The 18,699-nt window shown below is 30.4% G+C and carries 16 protein-coding genes; 13 read left to right on the forward strand and 3 right to left on the reverse strand.

What is annotated here, in order from left to right; all coding sequences use genetic code 11:
* Positions 1–31 precede the first annotated feature (31 nt).
* The 10 genes from QMG30_RS18145 to QMG30_RS18190 all read left to right on the forward strand — a co-directional run bounded on the left by QMG30_RS18145 (position 32) and on the right by QMG30_RS18190 (position 10,816).
* Positions 32–1,195 (forward strand): phosphoglycerate dehydrogenase, encoded by a 1,164-nt coding sequence (locus QMG30_RS18145; RefSeq protein ID WP_281817823.1) that lies wholly within the window; start codon positions 32–34, stop codon positions 1,193–1,195.
* Between the two features lie 107 nt (positions 1,196–1,302).
* The gene (locus tag QMG30_RS18150; RefSeq protein ID WP_281817826.1) at positions 1,303–2,547 is read left to right on the forward strand and encodes a DUF1015 domain-containing protein; all 1,245 of its coding nucleotides are present in this window, start codon (positions 1,303–1,305) and stop codon (positions 2,545–2,547) included.
* 217 nt (positions 2,548–2,764) lie between these two features.
* Complete coding sequence (locus tag QMG30_RS18155; RefSeq protein ID WP_281817829.1) at positions 2,765–3,817, forward strand: SPFH domain-containing protein; 1,053 nt, start codon at positions 2,765–2,767, stop codon at positions 3,815–3,817.
* A gap of 12 nt (positions 3,818–3,829) precedes the next feature.
* Positions 3,830–4,759, forward strand: a complete 930-nt coding sequence (gene hflC, locus QMG30_RS18160) for a protease modulator HflC (protein WP_281817831.1) — start codon at positions 3,830–3,832, stop codon at positions 4,757–4,759.
* Between the two features lie 339 nt (positions 4,760–5,098).
* The gene (gene glgB, locus QMG30_RS18165) at positions 5,099–7,288 is read left to right on the forward strand and encodes a 1,4-alpha-glucan branching protein GlgB (RefSeq protein ID WP_281817833.1); all 2,190 of its coding nucleotides are present in this window, start codon (positions 5,099–5,101) and stop codon (positions 7,286–7,288) included.
* Positions 7,289–7,474: 186 nt separating this feature from the next.
* The gene (locus QMG30_RS18170) at positions 7,475–7,633 is read left to right on the forward strand and encodes a DUF2164 family protein (protein ID WP_281817835.1); all 159 of its coding nucleotides are present in this window, start codon (positions 7,475–7,477) and stop codon (positions 7,631–7,633) included.
* A 609-nt stretch (positions 7,634–8,242) separates the two neighbouring features.
* Positions 8,243–8,641 (forward strand): helix-turn-helix domain-containing protein, encoded by a 399-nt coding sequence (locus tag QMG30_RS18175; protein WP_281817836.1) that lies wholly within the window; start codon positions 8,243–8,245, stop codon positions 8,639–8,641.
* A 66-nt stretch (positions 8,642–8,707) separates the two neighbouring features.
* Positions 8,708–8,926: a hypothetical protein gene (locus tag QMG30_RS18180; RefSeq protein WP_281817838.1), complete on the forward strand. Its 219-nt coding sequence runs from the start codon at positions 8,708–8,710 to the stop codon at positions 8,924–8,926.
* Positions 8,927–9,286: 360 nt separating this feature from the next.
* Positions 9,287–10,018, forward strand: coding sequence for a ZIP family metal transporter (locus QMG30_RS18185; RefSeq protein ID WP_281817840.1), 732 nt, complete (start codon positions 9,287–9,289; stop codon positions 10,016–10,018).
* Between the two features lie 81 nt (positions 10,019–10,099).
* Complete coding sequence (locus QMG30_RS18190; protein WP_281817843.1) at positions 10,100–10,816, forward strand: zinc dependent phospholipase C family protein; 717 nt, start codon at positions 10,100–10,102, stop codon at positions 10,814–10,816.
* A gap of 70 nt (positions 10,817–10,886) precedes the next feature.
* On the opposite strand, the gene argH is transcribed toward QMG30_RS18190, so the two are convergent.
* The 3 genes from argH to cls all read right to left on the reverse strand — a co-directional run bounded on the left by argH (position 10,887) and on the right by cls (position 15,329).
* Entirely contained in the window at positions 10,887–12,278 is a 1,392-nt protein-coding gene (argH, locus tag QMG30_RS18195) for an argininosuccinate lyase (RefSeq protein ID WP_281817846.1), read from the reverse strand.
* A gap of 69 nt (positions 12,279–12,347) precedes the next feature.
* The gene (locus QMG30_RS18200; RefSeq protein ID WP_281817848.1) at positions 12,348–13,577 is read right to left on the reverse strand and encodes an argininosuccinate synthase; all 1,230 of its coding nucleotides are present in this window, start codon (positions 13,575–13,577) and stop codon (positions 12,348–12,350) included.
* Between the two features lie 288 nt (positions 13,578–13,865).
* Positions 13,866–15,329, reverse strand: coding sequence for a cardiolipin synthase (gene cls, locus QMG30_RS18205; protein ID WP_281817851.1), 1,464 nt, complete (start codon positions 15,327–15,329; stop codon positions 13,866–13,868).
* A 165-nt stretch (positions 15,330–15,494) separates the two neighbouring features.
* Here cls and argC point away from each other — a divergent pair, with 165 nt between their 5' ends.
* The 3 genes from argC to argB are packed head-to-tail and all read left to right on the forward strand — an operon-like array spanning position 15,495 to position 18,675.
* Positions 15,495–16,538 carry an N-acetyl-gamma-glutamyl-phosphate reductase gene (argC, locus tag QMG30_RS18210; protein WP_281817853.1) on the forward strand — a complete coding sequence of 348 codons (1,044 nt, stop codon included), beginning with the start codon at positions 15,495–15,497 and terminating at the stop codon, positions 16,536–16,538.
* Between the two features lie 34 nt (positions 16,539–16,572).
* Positions 16,573–17,793 (forward strand): bifunctional ornithine acetyltransferase/N-acetylglutamate synthase, encoded by a 1,221-nt coding sequence (argJ, locus tag QMG30_RS18215; RefSeq protein ID WP_281817856.1) that lies wholly within the window; start codon positions 16,573–16,575, stop codon positions 17,791–17,793.
* 18 nt (positions 17,794–17,811) lie between these two features.
* Positions 17,812–18,675 (forward strand): acetylglutamate kinase, encoded by an 864-nt coding sequence (argB, locus tag QMG30_RS18220; protein ID WP_281817857.1) that lies wholly within the window; start codon positions 17,812–17,814, stop codon positions 18,673–18,675.
* The last annotated feature ends 24 nt before the right edge of the window (positions 18,676–18,699 follow it).

Consider the following 18,699-nt stretch of genomic DNA (forward strand, 5'->3'; position numbering starts at 1 on the left):
TATCTATTATAATAGGAAGGGACTGAATACAATGTACAAGATTAAGACTCTCAATAATATTGCAAAAGAAGGCCTTGAATTATTTAGTGACAGATTTGAAATAGTTGATGATAAAGACGTTAACGGTATATTGCTAAGAAGCTATAAAATGCATGATATGGAATTGCCTAGTAGTTTAGAAGCTGTTGGACGTGCAGGTGCAGGTGTTAATAATATACCAATCGATAAATGTTCAGAAAAAGGTATAGTAGTATTTAATACGCCAGGTGCTAATGCTAATGCAGTCAAAGAATTGGTTATGGCAGGTCTATTGTTAGCATCAAGAAATATTGTTGGAGCTATTGATTGGGCTAAGACTTTAAAGGATAAAGGTGATGAAGTACCGAAACTCGTGGAAGCTGGTAAGTCTAATTTTGTTGGACCTGAAATCAAAGGCAAAACTTTGGGTGTAATAGGATTAGGTGCTATTGGTGTTTTGGTTGCTAATGCAGCAGAAGCTCTAGGTATGAAAGTATTAGGATATGATCCATTCATATCAGTTGAGTCCGCTTGGGAACTAGATCATAATATCAAAAAATCAGATACTCTTGATGATTTATTCATGAATTCAGATTACATCAGTATACATGTACCTCTTATGGATAATACAAAAGGTATGATTAATGATGAAAATATCTCTTTAATGAAAGATGGAGTAAGATTACTCAATTTCTCTAGAGCTGGTTTATGTGATGATAGTTCATTGGAAAAAGCATTAGAATCTGGTAAGATCGCTAGATACATAACTGATTTCCCATATGATAAAGTTCTCAACATGAAGAATGTTATATGCATACCTCATCTTGGAGCATCAACACCTGAATCAGAAATCAATTGTGCTGTTATGGCGGTTAATGAAGTAAAAGATTATATTGAAAATGGTAATATAACTAATTCAGTCAATTATCCTGAATGTAATATGGGAGTATGTCATGCAACATCAAGAATCGCAGTAAATCATAAAAATATTCCATATATGGTTAGTAATATTACAACTGCTTTGGCATCAAAAAATATTAACATCATTGATATGATCAATAAAAGCAAAAAAGATTGGGCATATACTTTGATTGATGTAGAAAGCAAGATTACAAGTGAGATTGTGGATGAATTAAAAGCTATCGATGGAATCGTTAAAGTAAGGGTCATAAAATAATCAATGGAATAGTTGAAATTAGAATTATAAAATAATGAATATAGGAACTATAATATATGAAGTGATTGTTTTTTATATTATAGTTCTTTATTTTAGGAGTGAAGAAAATGGCAGTAATCAGACCATTTCCAGGTATCAGACCTGCTGATAGGTATGTAGAAGATATAGCTGCGTTACCATATGATGTTTATAATAGACAAGAAGCTACGAAAGAGGTTGAAGGAAAGCCTTACTCTTTTCTTAGAATAGATAGAGCGGAAGTTGAACTGAACTCTGATATTGATATCTATGATAAAAAAGTTTATGAACATGCTAGAGAAAAGTTTGATGAGTTTATTAATAAAGGTTATTTTATTCAAGATAAGAAACCACTATTGTATTTGTATCAACTTGAGATGAATGGTAGGAAACAATTAGGAATCGTAACATGTACATCAGTAGATGATTATTTGAATAATAAAATCAAAAAACATGAATTGACTAGGGAAGTTAAAGAGCAAGATAGGATTAATCATGTTGACTATCTAGATGCTAATACAGGACCTATTTTCTTGACATACAAATCCAAAGAAAAAATAAACACTATTATTAATGATTTTGTTATCAATAATGAACCAGTTCATGATTTTAGATCTGATGATAACATTGGACATAAAATTTGGGTAATAGAAGATGATAATCTCATTGAATCATTGGTTGGGTATTTTAAACAGATTGATAGCTTTTATATTGCTGATGGACATCATAGAGCAGCATCAGCTGTTAAGGTAGCACTAAAGAGACGTAAGGATAATCCAAATTATAATGGTAATGAAGAATTTAATTATTTCTTGTCAGTTATATTTCCAGATGACCAATTATATATAATGGATTATAATAGAGTTGTTAAGGATTTGAACAATCTAAGTGTCGAAGATTTCATTAATGAAGTTGAAGAGAATTTTATTGTTGAAAAGATTGGCTTAAAACCTTTCAAACCAACTGAAAAATATAGTTTCGGTATGTATGTAGATGGTGATTGGTATAAACTTACAGCAAAGGAAGGGTTAAGATTAATTAATGATCCTGTTTTAAGCCTTGATGTCTCTATTCTCTATGATTATCTGTTGCAACCTATACTTGGTATAGCTGATGTTAGAGTAGATAAAAGAATAGATTTTGTTGGGGGAATTAGGGGACTGGATGAACTTAAGAGAAGAGCTGATACCGATATGGAAATAGCATTCTCCATGTATCCTACTAAGATAGAAGAACTTATAAATATAGCTGATGCAGGCAAATTGATGCCTCCAAAATCAACATGGTTCGAACCTAAGCTACGAAGTGGCTTATTCATTCATAAATTAAATTAATAATTACATATGGATTTTTATGTGTTATAATCAGTATACATTGTGTGTACTGATTTTTATTTTTGTTATAAAAATGAAAATAATCTTTTGATTTTATGAATAAGTCCTTTAATAATTTAACAATATTTATTGTTTATTTATATATTTAACAGTTTGTTCATAAAATTTTTTTGATAGTATGATATAATAATAACAATTTTAAGGAGGGAGTTTAACTATGAGTGATAACTTTAATAGTAATAAAGACGACGTCATAAACATTAAATTTAACAAAATAAAGAAAAACACTAAATTGTTGATTACTATAGGTGTAATAATTGCTTTAGCAGCTATTTTACTAGCTAATTGTTTTTACATGGTAGATAATAGGGAATCAGCAGTTATACTAAGATTTGGAGAGTTTGAGCAAGTTGTTGACACTGCAGGTATACATTTAAAAGTACCTATTGCAGATACAGTTAGAAAGGTACCAACAGAAAAAGTATTCAAAATGGAATATGGATTCAAAACAGCTCAAGAAGGGACAAAAACTACTAATCCAGAATATGCAATTCAAAATGATGAAGGAAGAGTTATTGTTGATGGAGCCAATAATAATGCATCATTAGTAATGCTTAATCTTGTTATTCAATATAAAATAGATAATTCAAGAAATTATTTATTTAAAGTAGACGATGTGGAAGGTACATTACGTTTAGCTCTTGAAGATGTAGTTAGAAATAGCTACCAAAAGTTTACATTAGATGATGCCAGAACTAATAAAGGAGCAATTGATGATGTTATTTTCCCAGAGCTGCAACAAAAATTAAGAGATTATGAGGCCGGAATTTTAATAAAAGCAGTAGAGACACAAAATGTTGAGCTATTACCTGCTGTAGCAGAAGCTTATAGGCAAAAAGAAAATTCTAACCAATATAAGAAGAGTAAGTTAGAAGAAGCTGAAAAATATAATAATACAGTAATTCCTCAAGCTGAAGCAGAAGCACAAGAAATAGAACAAGAAGCTTTTGGATATAAAGCAGAAGTTATTGCTAATGCTAAAGCTGCAGTGGCTGAATTTGAAGCACTGTATGGAGAATATAAGCTTAATCCTTCTATTGTAAAAGAAAAATATTATATTGAGTCAATGCGAGAATTTATAACTAACAATAATATTATAATGGATATTACCAATGATTCTAATATATATAAATTCTATAACCTAGAAAATGATGAAGTCGTTAAACAGCAAATAAGTTCTAAAGAACAGACAAGTTCTAAAGATAATTAGGGGGTGCTGAATATGAAGAAAAAACATATTGTTGCATTGATATTAGTGGTTGTAGGGATAATATTAATATCTTCAAGTGCATATATAATTAATGAAGATCAGGTAGCTGTAATTAAACAATTTGGTGAAATTAAGTCTACTATTATTAGCAACAAAGATTATGATAAAGTTAAACAGAATTTGTTAGATAATAAGCAATCCACTATTAATGTTATAAGAAGTAAAGGGTTACATTTTAAAGTACCATTTTTGCAAACAGTAGAGAAATATGATTCAAAGAATCTTACTTATACTTCACGTTCAGAAAAGATTAATACTAAAGATAGTAGATTTATAGATATTCAAATGTATGCACAATATAGAATAATGGACCCTGTCAAATTCAATGAATCTGTTATTGATGAAAACGGAGCCAATTCAGTTATGGACCAGAGACTTTATCCTGTTGTTATTCAATCAGTAAATAAATTAGTATTTAATGAATTTTTTGAGAGTGAAATACTTGAGTCTTATATAACTAAAGAATTAGATGAACTTAATCCAAAATTCCTCAAAGAGTTTGGTGTGTATGTAACAGATGTAGGTGTTCATAGAAGAACTTTCCCTAAAGATAATATTGAAAGTATTGAAAGTAAAATGACAATGCAGATAGAAAAGGAAAGCGAGAAACTTATTGCTGAAGGAGATTCTTCTTATAAAATAGCGAAAGCTAATACAGATCGTCAAAAAAGAGAAATTGTTGCTAAAGCAACTGAAACAGCAGCAATAACTAAAGCAGATGGAGATGCAGAAGCAATTAAAATCTACAAAGAGTCTCTTAATAAAGATTTGGAGTTCTATAAGTTCATTCAAAGAATGGATGTCTACAAGAACTTAAATGATACTACTATTTTCTTAGATAAAAACAATGATTTGTTAGATTATATTAATGGATATCAGTAAATAAGTGTATAAGCCAGTAATGATTAAATATCATTTACTGGCTTTATTTTTTTGTGGATTTTAACAGTAAATAATTATGCTTATAGTTATATTATGTGTAATCTCGAATATTTTTCACTTAACGATTTTATAGTAGATATGGCTATTTATTCTGAGATAATATATCGCATTCAATTAAACCTTTTGTTATTGAAATAGAATCAATAATATATTCTTTGTCAATACTATAAAAAGTATATTTATTGGTATAAATAATAAAAACAGTCATATAATGAATTTTGATTAGTAATCTATATGGGGTTAACTAATGGTAATATAAAAAGTGATAGGGTGGTATACATGAAAGACTATATAAATATAGATGAACTGAATATTCTTATTAATTCTGATCATAGAGATCCACATCATATTCTAGGAATTCACCAATACAAAAATAAATACTACATTAATGTATTTTGGCCATATGCCAAGGAAGTATTTTTAGTAAATAAAAGTAATAATCATAAAGTGAAAATGGATAAAATACATGAAGAAGGTTTTTACACTATAGTCATAAATAAAAAGATTGATTATAAATTACTTATGGTAAACGAAGAAGGAAATAGATGGGAGATGGAAGATCCATATAGATATGATAATAGAATGATAAGTGATGTAGATCTCTATCTTTTTGGGCAAGGTAATCATTATGAGATATATAATAAGTTAGGTGCACATACCGTTGAGCTTGAAAGTATAAAAGGTGTTAGATTTGCTGTATGGGCTCCAAATGCTGTGAGAGTTAGTGTTATAGGTGATTTTAACCACTGGGATGGAAGAATCAATCAAATGAGGGAGCTCGGCAATTCGGGAATATATGAAATATTCATCCCATCATTAGTTGTGGGCGAAAAATATAAATATGAAATAAAAACAAAAGAAAGCTATTTATTAAAGAAAAGTGACCCTTATGGTAATTATTCAGAACTTAGACCTAAGACAGCCTCTGTAATAGCTGATGTTGATTCATACAAATGGAATGATTCTGAATGGATGAAAAATAGAAAAAACGATAATCCTATTGACAAACCTATTTCTATATATGAAGTTCATCTTGGTTCATGGAGACGTAAAGATGACAATGGATTTTTAAGCTATAGAGAATTATCTGACCAGTTGATTGAATATGTAAAAGACATGGGCTATACTCATATAGAGCTGTTACCAATATCAGAACACCCTTATGATGCTTCATGGGGATATCAAGTTATCGGATATTATGCTATCACTAGCAGGTTTGGAACTGTAGAGGATTTCATGTATCTAGTGGATTGTTGTCATGATAATAATATAGGCGTAATACTGGACTGGGTGCCAGCTCACTTTCCTAAAGATGAGCATGGACTTATTAGATTTGACGGTACTGCTTTATACGAACATGATGACCCAAAAAGAGGGGAACATCCACATTGGGGTACTATGATATTCAATTACAGCAGAAATGAAGTTAGTAATTTCCTTATAGCTAATGCTTTATTTTGGTTTGATAAATTTCATATTGACGGGCTTAGAGTGGATGCTGTCGCATCAATGTTATATCTGGACTACGGAAAAGATTATGGTGAATGGATTCCTAACCAAGGTGGTGGAAGAGAAAATTATGAAGCAGTAGAATTCCTGAAACATCTTAATTCTATAGTGTATAGCAGATATCCGGGAATTATGATGATTGCAGAAGAATCTACGTCATGGACAGGAGTTTCCAGACCAACAAATCTTGGTGGACTTGGTTTCGGTATGAAATGGAATATGGGTTGGATGAACGATTGTCTGAGATATATGCAAAAAGAACCTATACACAGAAAATACCATCACAATGATTTGACTTTTAGTATGGTGTATGCTTATACGGAAAATTTTATCCTCGTATTATCACATGATGAAGTTGTGCATGGAAAAGGTTCTATGATCAATAAGATGCCAGGAGATTACTGGCAGAAATTTGCTAATTTAAGAGTTTTATATGGATTCATGTATGGTCATCCAGGAAAGAAACTTCAATTCATGGGTAATGAGTTTGCTCAATTTGATGAATGGTCAGAAAGTAAAAGTCTCGATTGGCATTTGCTATTGTATGATAGTCATAAGAGGTTACAAGAATATATTAGAGACCTAAACCATTTATATCGTGAGGAAAATGCTTTCTGGTATGATGATTTTACACAGAAAGGATTTGAATGGATCAATTGTTCTAATAATGAAGAAAGCATAATTACTTTCGTAAGAAAAGGAAATGAGAAAAAGAATACATTAATATTTGCTTGTAATTTTACACCAATTCCAAGAACTATGCATAGGATTGGTGTTCCATATAAAGGAACTTATAGAGAGGTTCTTAATAGTGATGATACTAAATATGGTGGTAGTGGTATAATAAATCAAGATAGTATGAATTCAATAAATATGCAATGGGATGGAAGGGATCAATCCATTCACATTAAGATACCACCACTAGGGATATCTATATTAAAATATACAGGAATAAATTAAAGTTAATTATAGTATGTGTATGCAACGAAAATATCTGTTAAGAAATATAAACACAGTTGGTGATTCAACTGTTATAATATATACTATAAGTATTACTAATGAAAAGGGAGAGAGAATATATGGTAAGTAAAAAGATAAAATTATCAAAAGAAAAAGAGGCTATTATTATAGGGTCAAGAGTACTTTTTGGAAGAAAGAGATGAAGAATTAGGAGATCTAGCTGCTATGCTCCTTATGGAATTTATTCTAGAAAAAATAGGACCGGAGATATATAATGAAGCTGTGAATGACTGTATAAAAGCAATGGGTGATAAAGTGGAAGAATTATATGCATTGGAAAAGTAAAGAAATAGCTGTTATTTGTTATTAGTACTCAAATGTATAATGGCTTATAAATACTAAATTTTAACATGATAATATAATCATAAAAATTTATATTAGGAGAGTGTTAAAATGAAAATAAAAAGATTCATATTGTTAATGATTATAGTTTGCTTAGTTGGTTGCCAAAAATCTAATAAAGAAGCAATTATACTTGAATATAATGTTGATGAAAAAAAATAAAAAATGTTATATTGCCTTAACGGCAATATAACATTTTTTTATTTGATTTTTCTTAACCTATAGATGTTATAGCTTTTCATTAGATTTGATGAATCATATTTACTGTGCAATTCATTTCTTAGATTCCTCCATATTCTTCTCTTGCCAATATAGAAGCTTATTCTATGTGTTATACAACAAGCTATAAATCCTAAACAAAAACCAGATAGAACATATAAAAAAGCATACATCATTTCACCTTCTATAGTTGATAATATAGTTACTGCAAATGGTTATAATATATATTATAGAGCCAAAAAGACACTTTGTCAATAATGTATGTGCATTATAGACTCTTTGTGTTTACTATAGGCTTCATTCGTATTATCATTACCTAAAAGAGGTGGGACAGTGAGTGATTTTGGTGCAATTTTAAAGAGAATGAGAGTAGCTAACAGCTTGACACAGAAACAGGTTGCTGATTATCTAGGTGTATCTAGAGCTACAGTTGGTGGCTATGAAACAAAGGGTAAGCAACCAGATTACGAAACATTAATATCTCTATCTAATTATTTTAAGGTTACAATAGATTATTTGTTAGGTAATGATAATAATTTTAATATGATTGAATTAAATAACGGTTTGACAATTATAGAAAAACTGGAAGACTTAATGAATGATATTGAAGCTACTGATAAAATCGTACTAAGAGGGAAAACTATAGATGATGTAACTAAAAATTATATTTTAGAGACATTAAAATATACAGAAAAAATAATTTCTTATTCACTTTATAATAATAATAATTAAATGTTAGAGCGCTGGTTAATTGATTAGTGTGTAAGATAGTTGAATTATATGGATGGGTGGCTGATTATGAAAAGAAAACTGCATATGTTATCCAATATTATATTTTATATTGCTATAGCGATTTCTATATATGCATTGGGAAAAACTTATTTCGAAAGAAGTAAACTTCCTGATGGTGTTTGCCCTGTTAATAATAATAGAAGTATATTGACTATAGCTATTGCAGTTATCATCATATACTTGATAATAACTTTTATAGAATGGTATATCAATAAAAAAAAATAATAAATAAAAATGTCATATTACCTTGATTGGCAATATGACATTTTTTTGTTTTTTAACTTATGATGTATTGTTGTATATACCCCAATCATCGTAACTAATAACAGTAAACCTTTTTTCACTATATTTCCTCCTCATCAACATCATAGTGACATTTTATACTATAGACATTAATTGCAAGTAAAAGAAATATTAAAGGTTAATTAAATGTGTATTAAATAATGTTAATGCTGTATATTTAAGTAGATAAAGTAGATTGATATGCATATATTGTATAAATATGAAATAAAACAGTACTAACGATTATTTGAATTCATACTTACATCACTTCTGTCATATATACATTAAAAGAGGTGATTATTTATGGGTAATAGTTTATCTTTTTTAATTAGCTTTATGACTGGTCTGGTAGGACTTTCATTAGGTGTTATTATTATATACAGAGCATCTAATAGAGGTAGAAGATTTGAAGGAGTCATGTTGGCATTTACTGCTGGACTTATGCTATCTATAGTATGTTTTGAATTATTGCCGAAGGCTTTTGAAACAGGGGGATTATACTTAGGATTAATTGGAATTTTTATAGGGATAATATTTGTATTATTATTAGAAGATTTTCTCAATAAAAATAAAAAATTGAAAAAAGATACTGATAATAGATATATAAAAAGTGCCATTCTACTATCAATCGCATTTATGATTCATAACATACCAGAAGGGATTGCAATTGGTTCAATAATGGGTATATCGAGTAGTGAGGGATTAAGATTCGCGTTTGCTATATTGGTTCATAACATACCAGAGGGAATGATAATTGCATTACCATTAATAAAAAGCAAAGTAAAATTATTATATATTTTACTAATTGTAAGTGTAGTAAGCCTTTCTATGGGTATCGGTGCTGTCATAGGTTTAACACTAAGCCACGTATCACAAAAAAGTATTTCCTTATCATTAGGTATTGCTGGTGGAATAATGTTGTACGTTACAACTGGTGAGATTATAGTTAAGTCAATGGTTAAATGGAAAGGAAGATCCATAACCATATCAATCATATTAGGTATTTTGTTAGGAGTACTTTTATCATATGATTAAATTTTAAATTAAATAAATACCTAGCTACATACTTGGGTATAATAATTTTATTATAAAGTTACGATAAAGAAGGACTTGACTATGGGAAAAAGATTTGAAAAATATTATGGAAAATTTCTAAGAAGGTTTCTAAAAATAATTAATCCTGTAAAAAAATTAGTAATAACAACTGATTGTGAAGTGCACAAATTCAATAACTATCATGCTTTGAAATTATTAAAACAATATGGATATGAGAATGATTATGAATTCTTGAAACCTTATATTGAAGATATCAATGCGGGATCAGTATGGGCGGACCAAGATTTCAGAAGTATAGCTCATTTTTATAATCCTAATATTGAAAGAGGATTGTTCGGTAACAATCATTCTCTAGCATTAACGAAAGATTACTATGATAATGCGTTAAAATATTGGAAGGAAGGTAGTAAAGATAAATCCATGTTCTATCTTGGAGCTTGTGTCCATATCATTCAAGATCTTACTATCAGCCAGCATGTTAAGATTAGATTGTTGGATGAACATAGGCAGTATGAAAATTATGTCAAATATACTCATGACTTGGTAAAAGAATATATTGCACATAAACCTCCAATTCTATTGGGTTCACCAGAAAAATATATAAGATATAATGCTATTAGGGCCATAAGGATAGATAAAAAAGTTAAAAACATACCAACAAGAAAACTTAGATTCTATAATAAGACATTATATTCTTTACCTTTGGCACAGAGAACCACAGCAGGATGTTATATATTATTCATAAAAGAACTAAAAAATAGCTGCCTCTATGAATGAGACAGCTTTTAAAAGGAGAAAAATTATATTTTATTAGCTATGGTGAAAGAATGAATCTTTCAAAATAGTACTAATCAAGTATATTAATAATATTAGCTAAATATTCTTCATTTATTATAATAACTTTTTCCATCATATCTTTGGAAGGACCTCCGATGACATTTCTTTTGTTCACACAAGTCTCTAATGAAATGGCTTCGTAGATATCATTCTCAAAGATAGGAGAAACGTTCTTATATTCATCTAGTGTCATATCTTCAAGAGACTTATTATTATTAACACAGTACAAGACCAATTTTCCAATTATTGCATGAGCATCTCTAAAAGGTATGTCTTTCTTCACTAAGTAATCAGCTGCATCTGTAGCGTTAGTGAAACCGCCACCAGCACCTTGATACATTTTCTTAGCATTGATTTTGATTGTTTTCAGCATATCAGTAAAGATAGGTAAACACATCTTTACAGTATCTATAGCGTCAAAGGTAGCTTCTTTATCTTCCTGCATATCTTTATTATATGCGAGAGGAAGTGATTTCATTGTTGTCAGAAGCCCTATTAATGAGCCATAGACTCTACCGGTTTTACCTCTTACAAGTTCTGCTATGTCAGGATTTTTTTTCTGAGGCATTATACTACTGCCAGTGCTATAAGCATCATCCAGCTCGATGAATTGGAATTCATTAGAACACCATAATATGATTTCTTCTGAAAATCTACTCAAGTGCATCATTAACATAGCTAGAGTATTGGTAAGTTCTATACAATAATCTCTGTCTGAAACAGCATCAATACTATTAAGACATATTTTATCAAAATCCAGTAATTCAGCGACATATTCTCTGTCTAGAGGATATGTAGTAGTAGCTAAAGCACCTGCTCCAAGTGGAAGAGAATCAGTTCTTTTATAAGTATCCATAAGCCTGTCTAAATCACGCTTTAACATTTCAAAATATGCCATGACATGATGAGCGAAAGTTATAGGCTGAGCTTTTTGGAGATGCGTATAGCCTGGCATAATTGTAGAAGTATTGTTTTTGGCTATATCTAGTAAAGTATTCATTAACTCAATTATCATTTTCTTGATTTCAATTATTTCTTCTTTTACATACATTCTCATATCAAGAGTTACTTGATCGTTCCTACTTCTTCCAGTATGCAGTTTCTTAGCGACTTCGCCTATTCTTTCAATGAGTAACTTTTCAATATTCATGTGAATATCTTCTGCTTTTATGTCAAATGCTATTTTGTTGTTTTCAATATCTGCAAGTAGTTCTTCAAGTCCTTTTTTTATGATATCAGCTTCATTTTTTTTAATGATATTTTGTTTCCCAAGCATCGTAACATGAGCCATACTACCTGTAATATCTTGCTTATATAATCTTTTATCAAAACGAATAGAAGAATTAAAATCATCTACCATAATGTTGGTATTTTTTTCGAATCGTCCGCCCCAAAGTTTCATTTTATCTCACTCCTCTTATATTGGACCACTGTAATATTTATATTAGATTAATGGTTGGAAAGTCATGTTTTAGTTTGTCTTATTATTATTAAGCATCATAGCTCTAACTTTTAGTGGAAGTCCAAATAAATTAATGAATCCTTCTGCATCTTTATGATTGTATAATTCACCAGTAGTGAAGCTAGCTATACTTTCGTTATATAGAGAATAAGGTGATTCAGCTCCAGCTGGAGTTATATTACCTTTGTATAATTTTAGTTTGACTTTTCCTGTAACCGTCTCTTGAGTAGAATTAACAAATGCTGACAAGGCTTCACGAAGTGGTGTAAACCATTCTCCACTATAAACAAGTTCAGCGAATTTAACTGAAACAGTATCTTTATAAGATAGAGTTTGTTTGTCAAGACATAAATATTCTAATTCTCTATGAGCATAGTATAGAATAGTTCCTCCTGGTGTTTCATATACTCCTCTTGATTTCATTCCTACAATACGATTTTCAACGATATCAATAACTCCAATACCATTTTTTCCACCTATTTTATTGAGTTTAGTTAGAATACTAGTACAACTCATAGATACATCGTTTAATTTAACAGGAGTACCTTTATTGAATTCCATTTCAATATAAGTTGGTTCGTCAGGAGCTTTTTCAGGAGTTACTGACATCTGAAGAAGACTATCATAATTAGGTTCGTTTTCAGGTAACTCAAGGTCAAGTCCTTCATGGCTTATATGCCATAGGTTACGATCTCTACTGTAGCTGTTATCCTTTTTCATAGGTACTTCGAGGTTATATTTAGCACAGTAATCAAGTGCATCTTCACGAGAACTTATATCCCATATTCTCCAAGGAGCAATTATCTTTAATTGAGGAGCAAGTGCTTTGATTGATAGTTCAAAACGAACTTGGTCATTACCTTTTCCAGTAGCACCATGACATATTGCTTCAGCACCTTCTTTTAGAGCTATTTCAACTAACTTCTTGGAAATGATAGGTCTAGCCATTGAAGTTCCTAGTAAATATTTACCTTCGTATATGGCACCTGATTTTACAGTTTCAATTACATATTCATCAACAAAATCTTCAACAACATTTTCTATGTATAATTTACTAGCTCCAGATGATAATGCTCTTTCTTCTAGTCCATCTAGTTCTTTCCCTTGCCCTACATCAACACAAACAGCGATTACCTCATAGTCATAGTTTTGTTTTAACCAATGTATAATAACTGTTGTATCTAATCCACCTGAATATGCTAATACAACTTTTTTCTTGTTTTCATTTATATTATTCATTTTAATTGCCTCCTATACTTTATTTATTAATCAATTTTTTATAATTATACATTATAATTAATAATTATTCAATAGCTAAATGTAAAAATATTCACTATTGATGAATATTATACATATGATAACAAAAATTTATATGATATTTAGATATTTTAGCAATTTTATACAATGAATATAAATGGAAAGATGAAGAAGAAGGGAAAGTTGATAAATATAATAATAAAGAAAGCAACCACATAAAAGTATTAATGTTGTTACTTCCTCAATTATAATTGTTAATATACTTTATAGTTATAATATAGGTGAAAACAATCTTGAGATAGTCTCACGTGTTTTGATTCTTTGAGATCTATGTGTATATGATTCTTTAGTTATTTCGTTACATAATAAAAGATCTTTTGAAAATTGCCTTTCTAATTTTCTGGTAGTTTGTCTATCATATATGAAAGCATTAGCTTCAAAATTCAATTTAAAACTTCTAATATCAAAATTACAAGTTCCAACAGAAGATAATTTTCCGTCTACAGCTATCATTTTGGAATGTAAAAAACCATTTTCATAAGTAAAGGCACGAACACCATATTTTAATAAATCACCAATATAAGAATAAGTAGCCCAGTAAACAAACATATGGTCTGGTTTGTTAGGAATCATTATACGTACATCAACACCAGATACAGATGCGATCTTCAATGCTTCCAGGATACTTTCATCAGGTATAAAATAAGGAGTCTGTATGATAATAGATTTTTTGGCAGAAGATATCATCTTAATGAACCCATGTTTTATCTGTTCATTAATGGAATCTGGTCCACTGGATACTATCTGCATACCGATTTTACCAACTGATGGACTTGGAGATTTTTTGAAGTAATCCAGAGAAGATTCTAATGATTTTTTTGAAGCGTTTCTCCAATCAAGTAGAAATCGCATTTGTAATCCAACAACAGCATCACCTCTAATTTTTAAATGAGTATCTCTCCAATATCCAAAACGTTTGTTACGTCCTAGATATTCATCACCAACATTAAACCCGCCTAAAAAACCAACTTCGCCATCAATAACAACAATCTTACGATGATTCCTATAATTGGCTTTTGAATTAATAAGTTTAAATCTTGAGGGGAAAAAGAGTGCAACTTCAATTCCAGCTTCTTTTAACTCTTTATAGGTTTTGCTTTTTATGTGCCTGCAACCAATATGGTCACCTAGTAACCTGACTTTCACACCTTCTCGAGCTTTTTGTTTAAGAATATCATACAATTCATAGCTGATGGTATCGTTTTTCATAATATAGTAAGCTATGTGAATATGATTTTTAGCTTTTTTCAATTCCTCGAATAATACTTGGAATTTTTGTTTCCCATCTGTGATAATATCAATATCATTATTTTGTGAATAAAAAGATTCACTTAATTTATTATGAAAGAGTATCATATCAGTATAATTTGCCATGGACTTATCATTGAATTTAAATGAATGATTCTCAAATTCTTTTCTTTGTTCATTGAGAATGGATTTATATAATTTGCTTTCTTCTGATGTATATTTAAATATTTTCCTTTTAGATATATTCTGAGAGAAAATCAAGTAGAAAATAAATCCTATTCCAGGAACCATAATCATAAATAAAAGCCAGGCAAGTGTAGTAGTAGGTGATTTTCTTTCTAAAGTTATAATTAAAGCTGTAAAAATCAAATTAAATAAAAAGAAAAGGACATAATTATAACTTAACGTAATCACAAAATTTTCCATTAGAATTCCCCCTTATATCATTATAGTATATCATATTTTACAATTAAATATAGATAGAATCAATAGATTTCTTGGCTATGAAAGAAATTTTTGAATATTATTAAATTCTATTGCATAAATATAAATTATAATGTATAATTATTAAAAAGTTCAAGAGGTGATTTTATGATAAAGACAGGTATTATAGGAGCTACAGGTTATGCAGGGCAAGAATTAATGAGATTATTAATACAACATCCAGATTGTGAAGTTGAGGTGATTTCATCTAGAACATATAAAGATACTAATTATAACCAAGTGTATGGTAATTATATGGGTATAACATCAGATAAATTAGTTGACATAGAGATTGATGAAATATCTAAGAAAGTAGATGTACTGTTCATTGCATTACCCCATGGTATAGCATCTAACAAAATATCAGCAGAGATTCTACAGAAAACTAAAGTAATTGATTTAGGTGCAGATTATAGATTGAATGATTTATCTGTGTATGAGAAATGGTACGGCGTCTCTCATGGTAGTCCTCAACTAATTAATGAAGCTGTTTATGGATTATGTGAATTGAAAAGAAAAGAAATCAAGAAAGCTGATTTAATCGCTAATCCTGGTTGCTATACGACTTGTAGTATATTGTCGCTGATGCCGTTAGTCAAGAACAATATAATTGATAAGAATTCCATTATAGTGGATGCAAAATCAGGTGTTACTGGAGCAGGAAGAGCGCTCAATCTAGGAACTCATTTTACAGAATGTAATGACTCCATAAAAGCATATAAAATTGCATCACATAGACATACACCAGAAATTGAACAAGAACTTAGTATCGCAGGAGACAGTAATATTACAATTTCTTTTACTCCTCATCTCATTCCTATGAATAGAGGTATTCTTATAACGGCTTATGCTAGTCTTGACAAGAAATATACATATAAAGATATAAAAGAAGTGTATGAAGGGTGTTATAAGGATGAACAGTTCATCAGACTTCTACCAGAAGGAGTCTTTCCAGAAACTAAATGGGTAAAAGGTTCCAATTACTGTGATATCAATTTTCAGATAGATGAAAGAACTAATAGAATAATTGTGCTAGGCGCAATAGATAATCTAATAAAAGGTGCAGCTGGTCAAGCTGTTCAGAATATGAATATAATATTTGGACTTGAAGAAAATAAAGGACTTGAAATGATTCCCTCTTTCCCAATTTAATTAGAAATAGACATTTATGAAAGGTGATGACAATATGGAAATAATAAAAGGCGGTGTAACTGCAGCAAAAGGATATTTGGCAGGTGGAATACACTGTGGCGCTAAGAGAAAAAATAAGGATTTAGCTATAGTTCATACAGAAACCCCAGCCAATATGGCTGCAACATTTACAACAAATGTAGTTAAAGCAGCACCAGTACTCTGGAATAAAAAGATATATGAAGATGGTAACAAAGTCAAAGCAATCGTTGTTAACAGTGGAAATGCTAATGCTTGTACAGGTAAAATCGGTATGATTCATGCTAATACGATGGCTACGAAAACCGGACAAGCTCTTGGAATAAATGAGGATGAAGTTTTGGTAGCTTCTACAGGTGTTATAGGAGTGAAACTACCAATAGATAAAATATGTAACGGAATATCTGACCTATCAGATAAGATTAAACATACTGAAGAATCAGCAGATGATGCCGCTAATGCTATTAGGACTACAGATACATACAGTAAACAAATCGCAGTTACTGTTATGATAGATGGGAAAAAAGTGACTATCGGCGGTATGGCTAAGGGTTCAGGAATGATTCATCCTAATATGGCTACAATGCTTTCATTCATTACAACTGATATCAAGATATCTAAAACTCTACTTAGAAAAGCATTATCAGACAGTATAAAAGATTCTTATAACATGATATCCGTTGATGGTGACACAAGTACTAATGATATGGTTATTCTATTAGCCAATGGTGAAGCTGGTAATGAAGAAATAAATGAAGTTAACGATAATTATAAAATTTTCAAAGAAGCGTTAGATCATATAAATGTTTATCTAGCAAAACTGATTGTTTCTGATGGAGAAGGTGTAACTAAATTTATTGAGGTATCTGTAAAAGGAGCTAGAAATAAAGAAGATGCAAGGTTACTAAGTAAATCAGTCATAACTTCTAATCTAGTAAAAACAGCATTTTTTGGTGAAGATGCCAATTGGGGAAGAATACTATGCGCTATGGGTTATTCAAGTGCAGAATTCGACCCTAATCAGGTAAGTTTGCATTATGTAAGTGACAAAGGGAAGATTACTCTCGTAGAAAATGGATTACCTATAGATTTTGATGAAGATTACGCAGCATCTATTATCAGTGAAAGAGATATCATCGTAGAAATAGAAATGGAAGAAGGCAATGGTGAAGCAAAGGCTTGGGGATGTGACCTTAGTTATGAATACGTAAAAATCAATGGAGAATATAGAACTTGATTGGAGAGAAGGATAATGATGAAAAAATACATTCAAAGAGCTAAAGTATTGGTAGAAGCCTTACCTTATATTAAAAAATTCAATGGTGATATAGTAGTAATTAAGTATGGTGGTAGTGCCATGGTGGATGAAGCCATTAAAATTTCAGTCATACAAGATATCGTGTTAATGAAATTAGTGGGACTCAAGCCAGTTATAGTTCATGGTGGAGGAAAAGAAATAAGTAACATGTTAAGCAAGATAGGTAAAGAGAGTAAATTTATAGATGGACTTAGGGTTACAGATGATGAGACAGTTCAGGTTGCGGAGATGGTATTATCAGGAAAAGTTAATAAAGACATAGTACAGCTTATTGAAAATCATGATATCAACGCAGTTGGTATAAGTGGTAAAGATGGTAAAACCTTAAAGGTAGCAAAAAAAGAAGTTGCAGGTTATGATATTGGATATGTAGGTGAAATCACTAAAGTCAATACAGGACTAGTTGAAACTCTACTTGAAAATGAATACATACCAGTAATTGCACCTATTGGGACTGATGATAATGGTGATACATACAATATCAATGCTGATTATGCGGCAAGTTCAATAGCTGGAGCATTAAGTGCTGAAAAGTTGGTATTCCTAACAGATGTAGAAGGTATTCTTAGAGATATTGATGATAGTGCTTCTCTGATATCAAGGATAGATGTTTCAGAAGTACCAAATTACATTGATCAAGGAGTCATAAGCGGTGGAATGATTCCAAAAGCTGAATGCTGTGCATCGGGAATTCATAAAGGAGTAAAAAGTGTACACATACTTGATGGAAGAGTAGAACATAGCCTATTGTTAGAAATTTTTACAAAGAGCGGTGTAGGAACTATGTTTTATGGAGCTTAATACTATTTTAATGAAAGTGGTGGT

It is taken from the genome of Vallitalea longa (assembly GCF_027923465.1).
Classification (GTDB): Bacteria; Bacillota; Clostridia; order Lachnospirales; family Vallitaleaceae; genus Vallitalea; species Vallitalea longa.

What these genes read in the sequence shown, in the direction of transcription:
- QMG30_RS18145 (WP_281817823.1), top strand. Translation starts at nt 32, where the DNA reads ATGTACAAGATTAAGACTCTCAATAATATTGCAAAAGAAGGCCTTGAA.
- QMG30_RS18150 (WP_281817826.1), top strand. Translation starts at nt 1,303, where the DNA reads ATGGCAGTAATCAGACCATTTCCAGGTATCAGACCTGCTGATAGGTAT.
- QMG30_RS18155 (WP_281817829.1), top strand. Translation starts at nt 2,765, where the DNA reads ATGAGTGATAACTTTAATAGTAATAAAGACGACGTCATAAACATTAAA.
- hflC (WP_281817831.1), top strand. Translation starts at nt 3,830, where the DNA reads ATGAAGAAAAAACATATTGTTGCATTGATATTAGTGGTTGTAGGGATA.
- glgB (WP_281817833.1), top strand. Translation starts at nt 5,099, where the DNA reads ATGAAAGACTATATAAATATAGATGAACTGAATATTCTTATTAATTCT.
- QMG30_RS18180 (WP_281817838.1), top strand. Translation starts at nt 8,708, where the DNA reads ATGAAAAGAAAACTGCATATGTTATCCAATATTATATTTTATATTGCT.
- QMG30_RS18185 (WP_281817840.1), top strand. Translation starts at nt 9,287, where the DNA reads ATGGGTAATAGTTTATCTTTTTTAATTAGCTTTATGACTGGTCTGGTA.
- QMG30_RS18190 (WP_281817843.1), top strand. Translation starts at nt 10,100, where the DNA reads ATGGGAAAAAGATTTGAAAAATATTATGGAAAATTTCTAAGAAGGTTT.
- argH (WP_281817846.1), bottom strand. Translation starts at nt 12,278, where the DNA reads ATGAAACTTTGGGGCGGACGATTCGAAAAAAATACCAACATTATGGTA.
- QMG30_RS18200 (WP_281817848.1), bottom strand. Translation starts at nt 13,577, where the DNA reads ATGAATAATATAAATGAAAACAAGAAAAAAGTTGTATTAGCATATTCA.
- cls (WP_281817851.1), bottom strand. Translation starts at nt 15,329, where the DNA reads ATGGAAAATTTTGTGATTACGTTAAGTTATAATTATGTCCTTTTCTTT.
- argC (WP_281817853.1), top strand. Translation starts at nt 15,495, where the DNA reads ATGATAAAGACAGGTATTATAGGAGCTACAGGTTATGCAGGGCAAGAA.
- argJ (WP_281817856.1), top strand. Translation starts at nt 16,573, where the DNA reads ATGGAAATAATAAAAGGCGGTGTAACTGCAGCAAAAGGATATTTGGCA.
- argB (WP_281817857.1), top strand. Translation starts at nt 17,812, where the DNA reads ATGAAAAAATACATTCAAAGAGCTAAAGTATTGGTAGAAGCCTTACCT.